Source organism: Weissella sp. DD23 (assembly GCF_001579105.1).
Taxonomy (GTDB): Bacteria; Bacillota; Bacilli; order Lactobacillales; family Lactobacillaceae; genus Weissella; species Weissella cibaria.
In genome coordinates, this window is the sequence record NZ_KQ970391.1 from 109332 (window position 1) to 119445 (window position 10114).

A 10114-nucleotide genomic window follows, 5' to 3' on the forward strand; every position below is an offset into this window, starting at 1 on the left:
CTATCTGTTTACCAAACGGGTTCAGGTACGCAAACAAACATGAACACGAACGAAGTGGTTGCCCACTTGGCAAGTGAACAAAGTGGTTTGCAAATCTTGCCTAACGACCACGTGAACATGGGTCAATCATCAAACGATATCTTCCCAACGGCGATGCACATTGTGGCGGTTGAAGCTGTCGATAACGTTGAAAAGGCATTGGCCCACTTGATTGATGAATTGCGTGTTAAGCAAGACGCCTTCTGGGAGACAATCAAGGTTGGTCGTACGCACTTGCAAGATGCAACGCCATTGACATTTGGTCAAGAATTGTCAGGTTACATTTCAGCTTTGAAGCACAACCAAGCTAACATTGATGCTTTGCGCCCACAATTGTACGAATTGGCAATGGGTGGTACGGCAGTTGGAACTGGCTTGAACGCGAACACGGAATTGGGTAAGGCAATTGCTGCAACAGTTTCAGAAGTTTACGGCTTCCCATTCACGGCCGAAAGCAACAAGTTCTACGGTTTGGCTAACCACACAGCCATGAACACGGTTCACGGTGCCTTTAAGTCATTGGCTGCCGACTTGATGAAGATCGGAAACGACATCCGCTTCTTGGCGTCAGGTCCTCGTGGTGGTTATGGTGAGTTGTCAATTCCAGCTAACGAACCTGGTTCATCAATTATGCCAGGTAAGGTTAACCCAACCCAAGTTGAAGCATTGACGATGGCTGCTGTGCGCGTCTTCGGAAATGATACGACGATTACGATGGCCTCAAGCCAAGGTAACTTCGAGTTGAACGTCTTTAAGCCTGTTATGATTGACGCCTTCCTGGAGTCAGCTGAATTGATGGCTGGTACGATGACGGGATTTGCCGATCGTATGATTCACGGTTTGGACGTTAAGCCAGCTCGCATGCGTGAGTTGTTGGATAACTCATTGATGACGGTGACCGCATTGTCACCACACATCGGTTACCACGCCGCTGCTGAAATTGCACAAGCTGCTGACAAGAATGGTACGACGTTGAAGGTCGCTGCGCTTGAGTCAGGTGATTTGACTGAAGAACAATACGACGAGTGGATGGACTTCATGGCAATGACGAACCTTGAGCGTTCAAACAAGGAGTAAAAACATGGCTAAGTTTATTTTCCCTAAGGCAAATATCGCTGACTTGCAAGATAGCTACGATTTCGTCGTTATTGGGTCAGGCGCAGCAGGTATGACGGCCGCAATTCAAGCACAAGAATTGGGTTTGAAGGTTGCCATCTTTGAAAAGCTGGAAGCGCTTGGTGGTAACTCGAACCGTGCATCATCAGGTATGAATGCGGTTGAAACGTTTGTCCAACTTGATCATGGGGTGATTGATTCACAAGAATCATTCTATGAAGATACGCTTAAAGGTGGTGGCGGTGCCAATGACAAGGAATTGTTGCAATACTTTGTGACGCACTCTGAGTCAGCCGTTGATTGGTTGTATAACCACAACATCAACCTAACTGATTTGACGTCAACTGGTGGGATGACGCAAAAGCGTGCACACCGTCCTGGCGATAAGTCAGCGGTTGGTGGTTACTTGGTGAAGGGTTTGCAAAAGCAATTAGCCTTTAAGCAAATTCCATTGTTTGCCGGTACTGAAGTCTTGGAATTGGTTAAGACGGCTGACAAGATTACGGGCTTGAAGATTAAGCACGCCGAAATTGGTGAGCGCACGGTCAATGCCAAGGCGGTCTTGATTGCAGCGGGTGGCTTTGCGCAAAACAAGGAGATGTTGGCTGAATACGCCCCTGAAGTGTTGGACTTGAAGACAACGAATCACCCCGGTGCAACTGGTGACGGGATGAAGTTGGCGACGGCCGTTGGTGGTACGTTGGTTGATATGAGCAAGATTCAAATTCACCCAACTGCGCAACAAGATACAGATCACGTGTACTTGATTGGTGAAGGTGTGCGTGGTGAAGGGGCCATCTTGGTTAACCGGGCTGGTCAACGTTTCGTGAACGAAATGACGACGCGTGATAAGGCGACAGCTGCGATTAACGATTTGCATGAAGACGGGGCAACGTTGATTTTGGATCAAGGTATTCGCGATGCGTTCCCAGCAATTAACTTCTACCACGCCATGGGCTTGGTGATGGAAGGGGCAACGTTGGCTGAGTTGGCAGAAACGGCTAACTTGGACGCTGACAACTTGGCTGCAACCGTTGCTAAGTGGAATGAGTTCCAAGCTGCTGGTGAAGATGCAGAGTTTGGTCGTAACACGGCGATGGATCGTGGGATTGCCACGGCGCCATTCTACGCCATTCACATTAAGCCAGCCATCCACTACACGATGGGTGGCATCAAGATCAACACGTTGACTGAGGTTGTGACGGAAGCTGGCGAGCCAGTGACTGGCTTGTATGCCGCCGGTGAAGTAACGGGTGGTTTGCACGGTAACAACCGTATCGGTGGTAACTCAATTGCCGAAACGGTGGTGTTTGGTCGTCAGGCTGGTAAGCAAGCGGCTAAGTACGTCCTTGGTTTGTAAAATAGCATAGAAAATATAGATAGGAAATTTCTCATGAATTCTTTGGAAAAAGTGGATTATAAGAAATTCATTGCGCCATTGGTAGTTGGGTTAGTGCTATGGTTCTTGGCCAGTGTGCGCCCAGACGGTATGTCAATTAGTGCGTGGCACATGTTTGCGATTTTCGTGGCCACGATTGTTGGGTTGGTCACTAAGCCATTGCCACTTGGTGGTGTTGCTTTGGTTGGGTTCGTTGCGGTTGTGTTGACGGGTACGGTCCCAATGGACACGGCTATCGTGGGATTTGGAAATGGCTCAATTTGGTTGATTGTGATGGCCTTCTTCATTTCACGTGGGTTTATCAAGACTGGTTTGGGGCGTCGCATTGCGTTGATATTCGTACGCGCTTTTGGTAAAAAGACGCTAGGGTTGGCATATGCTTTGTCTGCGGTTGACTTGGTTGTTGCCCCTGGAACGCCATCAAATACGGCTCGTGCTGGTGGGGTGATGTTCCCAATCATTAAGTCATTGGCCCAAACGTTTGGTTCAGATCCTGAAAAGGGTACGGAACGTAAGATTGGTTCATTCTTGATTTTTACGGAATTCCACGCTAACGCTATTACGGCGGCCATGTTCTTGACGGCCATGGCAGGTAACCCAATTGCGCAAGCCTTCGCGGCCAAGCAAGGTGTTGATATTACTTGGATGAACTGGTTCTTGGCAGCTTTGGTGCCTGGTATTTTGTCATTGATTATTGTGCCATTCTTGATTTACAAGATGTATGCCCCTGAAGTTAAGGAAACGCCAGATGCCAAGGATTGGGCAGCCGGTGAGTTGCACGAAATGGGTAAGATTTCGAAGCCAGAAATCATGATGATTGTTGGTTTCGTCATTGCCTTGGCATTGTGGATTTTGGGCTCATTCATTGGGATTGACTCAACGACAACTGGATTCTTGGTTATTGGTTTCTTGTTGATTGCTGGTGTTTTGTCATGGAATGACATTCTAAAGGAAACTGGCGCTTGGAACACATTGTTCTGGTTCTCAGTTTTGGTCATGATGGCGAGTCAATTGAATGCCCTAGGCTTCATCCCTTGGTTGTCAAAGACCATCGGGGCTAGCTTGGGTGGTTTGAACTGGTTCGTAGTGTTGATTGTTTTGCTTGTCGCATACTTCTACAGCCACTACTTCTTCGCCTCATCAACGGCCCACGTTTCAGCTATGTACGCCGCCTTCTTGGCCGTGGCGATTGCTGCTCACGTGCCAGCGTTGTTGGCAGCGTTGATGCTTGGATTCTTCGGAAACTTGATGGCCTCAACAACGCACTATTCTTCAGGTCCTGCACCTATCTTGTTTGGCGCTGGTTACGTCAAGCAAGGTGAATGGTGGCGGATGAACTTCATCTTGGGATTGGTTTACATCGTCATTTGGATTGGTGTTGGTAGTTTGTGGATGAAGTTGCTTGGTATGTGGTAAACAACTTCGTTTGAGTTAAACAGAAAAAATAGCAGAGATGACTCGGTTCGCAAGAATTGGGTCATCTCTTTTCGGTAAAGAGGAATTTTAAGATGACGCAAAAACATCATCAAAAGGTCGTACTAGTTGGCGACGGGATGGTTGGATCAGCCTTTAGTTATGCGTTGATGCAACAAGGGGTTGCTGAAGAGTTAGCCATTGTGGATGTGGCGAAGGATTATGCCACGGGGGATGCCTTAGATTTAGAAGATACGGCGCCTTGGACGTATCCAAAGCAAGTGACGGGTGGTCATAATTATCAAGTGGTCGCAGATGCAGATATTGTGGTGATTACAGCTGGTGTTGGACGTAAACCAGGACAGACACGGCTAGAGTTGATTGACAAGAATTTGACGATTGTGAAACAGGTCGTTGATAACGTCATGGCGGAAGGGTTTACAGGGATCTTTGTGGTCGCAACGAACCCGGTTGATATCATCACGTTAGCGGTCCAACAATTTTCGGGTCTCCCTGAACATCGTGTGATTGGGACGGGGACAGCTTTGGATACCGCGCGTTTACAAGTTGCGTTGGCTGAACAGTACGGCGTGGCACCAGCTGCAATTGATGTCTTAGTCTTAGGCGAACATGGTGATTCGGCGTTTGCAAATTTTGATGAGGCGCAAATTGGCGGACAATCATTAAACGACTTTAATAAAAAGTACGGAAATTCTGCCCAAGACTTGGTAGAATTAATGGAAGCAACAACAAAGAAAGGCGGGGCCATTATCGGCCGCAAAGGGGCAACGTTTTATGGCGTTGCGACAGCCTTGGCACGCATTGTCCGTGCGATATTGCGAGATGAAAGCATGGTGTTGCCAGTTAGTGCGTGGATGAGTGGCCAGTATGGCTTGTCAGATATGTACATTGGTAGCCCGGCAGTTATTAACGGGGATGGTGCAAAAACCGTCATCATGGCAGCGTTATCATCAGCTGAACAGATGCAAATGCAACGTTCGGCTGAGATCCTGCGAGCCGTGACGGCTGACGCACTAGCAAACTTCATGAAGTGAAGATGTTGAGGGATATTGAATGAAAAAATTATTAGTCGCAAATCGTGGTGAGATTGCTATCCGTTTGATGCGTGCTGCAAGTGAATTGGGCATGCAAACGGTTGGTATCTTTGCAAAGGAAGATGAGTTTGCAAAGCACCGTTTCCGAGCAGATGAAGCCTATCAAGTGGGTGAGGGCAAGGCACCTATTGCAGCGTACTTAGATATTGATGATATTTTGCGAATTGCGAAGGAAACGGGAGCGGATGCAATCCACCCAGGTTATGGGTTCCTATCTGAAAATGCTGAGTTTGCTGCTAAGGTTGAAGCAGCCGGCATCAAGTTTGTTGGGCCAAAGGTTAAACACTTGGAGATTTTTGGTGACAAGATTCTTGCGAAACAGGCTGCGATTGCTGCGGGTGTCCCAACAGTGCCCGGCACTGACCACCCAGTCGAAACGCTTGCGGAAGCAATTGCATTCGGTCATGAAAACGGCTTCCCAGTCTTTGTAAAATCAGCAGCCGGTGGTGGTGGCCGTGGGATGCGTGTCGTTAATCATGAAGAAGAATTGCGTGAGGCATTTGAACGTGCTGCGTCAGAAGCCAAGGCCAGCTTTGGTAAGTCAGATGTCTACCTAGAGAAATACTTGCAAGATCCCAAGCACGTTGAAATTCAAATTTTGGCTGACGAACAAGGGGAAGTCATGCACTTGTTTGAGCGTGACTCATCAATTCAACGTCGTCACCAAAAGATTATTGAATACGCCCCCGCAGTTTCTGTTTCGAAGGATATGCGTGCGCGAATTCAGGCCGCAGCGGTCGCTTTGATGCAGAGTGTCGATTACCAAAGTGCCGGTACGGTGGAATTCCTGGTGGATGGGGATGATTTCTACTTTATTGAAGTGAATCCGCGTGTTCAAGTTGAGCACACGGTTACGGAAGAGATTACCGGTGTTGATATCGTGAAGTCACAATTGTTGATTGCCCAAGGCGTTGGGCTACACGACGATCCGTTGCAAATCCCGCATCAGACAGATTTGCAGGCAATGGGTGTGGCAATTCAATCACGTATTACGACGGAAGATCCGATGAATCAATTTATGCCTGATTCAGGACGCATTGAATGGTATCGCTCACCTGGTGGAACCGGGATTCGTCTGGACTCGGGTAGTGTGGAAGTTGGTTCGGTAGTTACGCCTTACTTTGATTCTTTGTTAACTAAGGTCATTTCACACGCAGCCACGTTCTCAGAAGCGGTTGATAAAATGCGCCGAGCGTTGGATGAATTTGAGATTCGTGGGGTTAAAACAAATATTCCGTTCTTGAAGAAGGTCTATGCACACCCCTTGTTCCGAGCCGCCAATGCGCCAACAACGTTCGTTGATCAACACCCAGAACTTTTCGATATTTCAATCGAAAAGCAAGACGACCGCAAATTGATTCAGTATGTCAGTGAAATTACGGTCAATGGCTTCCCAGGGGTTGATTATGACTATCCCAAGTTGCATGAACCACTACAATTCAAAGCGAATACTGATTTGGTCTTGCCAACTGATTTGGTGACGGCGAAGGATATTCTTGATGCACAAGGGCCTGATGCCGTTGCTGAATGGGTAAAAACGCAAGATAAGGTATTGCTAACGGATACGACGATGCGTGATGCGCACCAGTCATTGTTTGCGACCCGGATGCGAACGAAAGATATGTTGGCAATTGCGGATGAGACTCAGGTGGCCATGCCAAACTTGTTCTCTAACGAGATGTGGGGTGGTGCCACGTTTGATACGGCGTTCCGCTTCTTGGGTGAGGACCCATGGGAGCGTCTGCGTGCTTTGCGTGAAAAGATGCCACGGACGTTATCGCAAATGCTATTCCGTGGTTCAAATGCAGTAGGTTATCAAAACTACCCGGACAATGTCTTAGAAGAATTCATTAAGTTGGCCGCCCAAAACGGGATGGACGTGTTCCGTATTTTTGATAGTTTGAATTGGTTGCCACAAATGGAGAAGAGTATCCAATATGTGCGCGACAATAACAAGATTGCCGAAGTCGCCATGGCGTACACAGGTGATATCTTAGATCCAAACCGGACGAAGTATACCCGTGATTACTATGTGCAATTTGCCAAGGAAATTCAGGCAACTGGGGCGCACATGTTGGCGATTAAGGACATGGCAGGTTTGTTGAAGCCGGAAGCTGCTTATGAACTAGTAAGTGCGTTGAAGGACGCGGTTGATATGCCAATTCATTTGCACACCCACGATACAACGGGTAACGGTGTTTATACGTATGCCCGGGCTGTTGATGCGGGCGTCGACGTGATTGATGTGGCACAATCAGCCTTGTCAGGGACGATGTCACAACCGTCAATGGGTGCGACGTATTACGCCTTAAGCGGTAATCAGCGCCAACCTGAGTTGAATATGACAGCAGTTGAGCACGTAAATAGTTACTGGGCGGAAATCCGACCACAGTATAGTCAATTTATGAGCAAGATGGTTGGGGCACAAACGGATATTTTTGAAGTTGAAATGCCAGGTGGTCAATATTCAAACTTGCAGCAACAAGCACAAGCGTTGCGATTAGGCGACCGTTGGGATGATGTGAAGCAAATGTATGCAACGGTTAACCAAATGTTTGGGGATATCATCAAGGTAACCCCATCATCAAAGGTTGTCGGTGACATGGCACTATTCATGGTTCAAAATGATTTGACACCGGCGAAGGTGTTGTCAGATGGGATGACGATGGACTTCCCACAATCAGTCGTTGATTTCTTTGCTGGAAACTTAGGTCAACCGGTTGGTGGCTTCCCGGCAGATTTGCAGAAAGTGATTTTAAAGGGCCGGCCTGCTTTGACGGTTCGACCTGGGGCATTAACGCCAGCAGCTGATTTTGATGCAATGCAGGTCACGGTAGATGGTATTTTAGGTCGCGTTGCAACGCCAGAAGAAGTGATTTCATACATTATTTATCCGCAAGTCTTTAAGGATTATGTGACAAACCAAGGTAAGTTTGGTCCGATGACCGTATTGGATACCCCAACTTTCTTCCAAGGCATGCGAGTGGGCGAACGGGTCGACGTTGCGTTGGCACCAGGTCAAACGGTGATTTTCCAATTGCAACAAATCGGTGATATTAACCCAGATGGTCGTCGGACGATGTACTTTGATGTGAATGGCACACCGGTTGAAATTTCAGTGCAAGATGAATCAGCGCAAGTGACAACCGTGCAACGACGTAAAGCTGAGCCAACGAACCCAAGTGAAATTGGTGCAACGATGGCTGGCAATGTTTTGTCGGTTCACGTTGAGAACGGCCAAGCTGTTAAGCAAGGGGATGTGCTAATTGTCACAGAAGCCATGAAGATGGAAACGACGGTACAAGCGCCATTTGATGGCACGGTTAAATTTGTGCATGTGGCCGACGGTGAAGTTGTGGCCGGTGGTGACTTGTTGATCGAAATGAATCCTGAATAACGGATGCAAGTGTAAATGCTTAGAGTATTTGAAGTCATATGCTAAAATTAACTTATTAAATTAAAGGAGCATGCAAAAATGATGAAGACCTTCAACACGATGAGCTTGGAAAAGGAAACTTTTACGCCCATCAATGAAAAGACGATCAATATGTATGTCTGCGGACCAACTGTTTATAACTACATTCACATCGGTAATGCACGTTCAGCGATTGCATTCGACACGATCCGCCGTTACTTCGAGTATCGTGGATACGAAGTGAACTATGTGTCAAACTTCACGGACGTTGACGACAAGATGATTGCTGCAGCTAGCGAGCAAGGTATCACCGTACCAGAATTGGCTGATAAGTACATTGATGCCTTTAACGAAGATACGGCACCATTGAACATCAAGCCTGCCACTGTTCGTCCACGTGCAACGGAGCACATCCCAGAGATTATCGAATTCGTTGAGGATTTGATTAAGAAGGGTTACGCCTACGAATCAGAAGGTGACGTTTACTTCCGTGCCAAGAAGTTTAAGGGTTACGGTATTTTGGCCCACCAAGACTTGGCTGAAATGGAATCAAACGCTGCTGGTCGTTTGGACGATGGCGAATTGGCTCGTAAGGAAGACCCAATGGACTTCGCAGTCTGGAAGGGTGAGAATGGCGATGGTGCAATTGCCTGGAACTCACCTTGGGGTAAGGGACGTCCTGGTTGGCACATTGAGTGCTCAGTGATGTCAACGAAGTACTTGGGAAACCACTTGGACATCCACGGTGGTGGAATCGATTTGGCTTTCCCACACCACACAAATGAAATCGCACAAACTGAAGCTCACACGGGTGAAAAGTTCGTTGAGAAGTGGTTGCACAACGGTTTCGTTACGGTTGGTGATGAAAACGAGAAGATGTCAAAGTCATTGGGAAACTTCACGACTGTGCACGAATTGTTGCAACAAATCGATGATCCAATGGTTTTGCGTTTCTTCATGGCTACGACACAATACCGTCGCCCAATTGCCTACTCACAAAAGAACATGGACTTGGCTGCCCGCAACTTGGAGCGTATCCGCACTGGTTACCGTAACTTGCAATTCCGTTTGGGATCAGCAGTTGCCGGTTCAGATGCTGATATCGAAGCAAAGGCGCAAGAAAAGGTTGATGCCTTTGTTGAGGCTATGGACGATGACTTCAACGCACAAAACGCGATGACTGCGGTTTATGAGTTGATTGAATTGGCCAACTTGTACTCACAAGCTGAAGAAGTTAAGACTGACACGGTCAACTTTGTTTTGAAGCAAATCAAGGACTTGATGAACGTGTTTGGTGTTGATGGTTTGGAGCAAGCACCTTTGTTGGATGCAGATGTTGATGCATTGATCAAGGAACGTGATGCTGCCCGTGAGACGTCAAACTTTGCTCGTTCAGACGAAATTCGTGATGAATTGGCTTCACGTGGCATTATCCTAGAAGATACGCCACAAGGAACGCGTTGGCGTCGTGCCTAATCAAACATTTTTACATGATTGATTAATTAGTAATAGAAATCCCCAGAGACAAGTGATCTTGTTTCTGGGGATTTCTTTTTGTGGTTCTCTGATAGTGTTGCTATCAAAGCTTGGGAGCATACGGGCTCACTAATGGCTGGT

The 10114-nt window shown here is 47.4% G+C and carries 6 protein-coding genes; all 6 read left to right on the plus strand.

The features are described from left to right. Positions 1-1116 (plus strand): class II fumarate hydratase (locus WEIDD23_RS03155; RefSeq protein WP_242865414.1); only part of this gene is annotated, 1116 nt, incomplete at its 5' end. A 4-nt stretch (positions 1117-1120) separates the two neighbouring features. Further along, positions 1121-2515 carry a flavocytochrome c gene (locus tag WEIDD23_RS03160; RefSeq protein WP_010372126.1) on the plus strand — a complete coding sequence of 465 codons (1395 nt, stop codon included), beginning with the start codon at positions 1121-1123 and terminating at the stop codon, positions 2513-2515. Positions 2516-2548: 33 nt separating this feature from the next. Beyond that, on the plus strand, positions 2549-3970 hold the full coding sequence (locus tag WEIDD23_RS03165; protein WP_010372129.1) for an anion permease: 1422 nt from the start codon (positions 2549-2551) through the stop codon (positions 3968-3970). Between the two features lie 92 nt (positions 3971-4062). Continuing rightward, the gene (locus WEIDD23_RS03170; RefSeq protein WP_010372130.1) at positions 4063-5022 is read left to right on the plus strand and encodes an L-lactate dehydrogenase; all 960 of its coding nucleotides are present in this window, start codon (positions 4063-4065) and stop codon (positions 5020-5022) included. 19 nt (positions 5023-5041) lie between these two features. Beyond that, positions 5042-8479 carry a pyruvate carboxylase gene (locus WEIDD23_RS03175; RefSeq protein ID WP_062358750.1) on the plus strand — a complete coding sequence of 1146 codons (3438 nt, stop codon included), beginning with the start codon at positions 5042-5044 and terminating at the stop codon, positions 8477-8479. 78 nt (positions 8480-8557) lie between these two features. Then, positions 8558-9973 (plus strand): cysteine--tRNA ligase, encoded by a 1416-nt coding sequence (gene cysS / locus WEIDD23_RS03180; RefSeq protein WP_062358751.1) that lies wholly within the window; start codon positions 8558-8560, stop codon positions 9971-9973. The last annotated feature ends 141 nt before the right edge of the window (positions 9974-10114 follow it).

Bases quoted from the DNA above. Each gene is read 5' to 3' on its own strand.
- WEIDD23_RS03160 (WP_010372126.1), top strand. From the start codon at position 1,121: ATGGCTAAGTTTATTTTCCCTAAGGCAAATATCGCTGACTTGCAAGAT.
- WEIDD23_RS03165 (WP_010372129.1), top strand. From the start codon at position 2,549: ATGAATTCTTTGGAAAAAGTGGATTATAAGAAATTCATTGCGCCATTG.
- WEIDD23_RS03170 (WP_010372130.1), top strand. From the start codon at position 4,063: ATGACGCAAAAACATCATCAAAAGGTCGTACTAGTTGGCGACGGGATG.
- WEIDD23_RS03175 (WP_062358750.1), top strand. From the start codon at position 5,042: ATGAAAAAATTATTAGTCGCAAATCGTGGTGAGATTGCTATCCGTTTG.
- cysS (WP_062358751.1), top strand. From the start codon at position 8,558: ATGATGAAGACCTTCAACACGATGAGCTTGGAAAAGGAAACTTTTACG.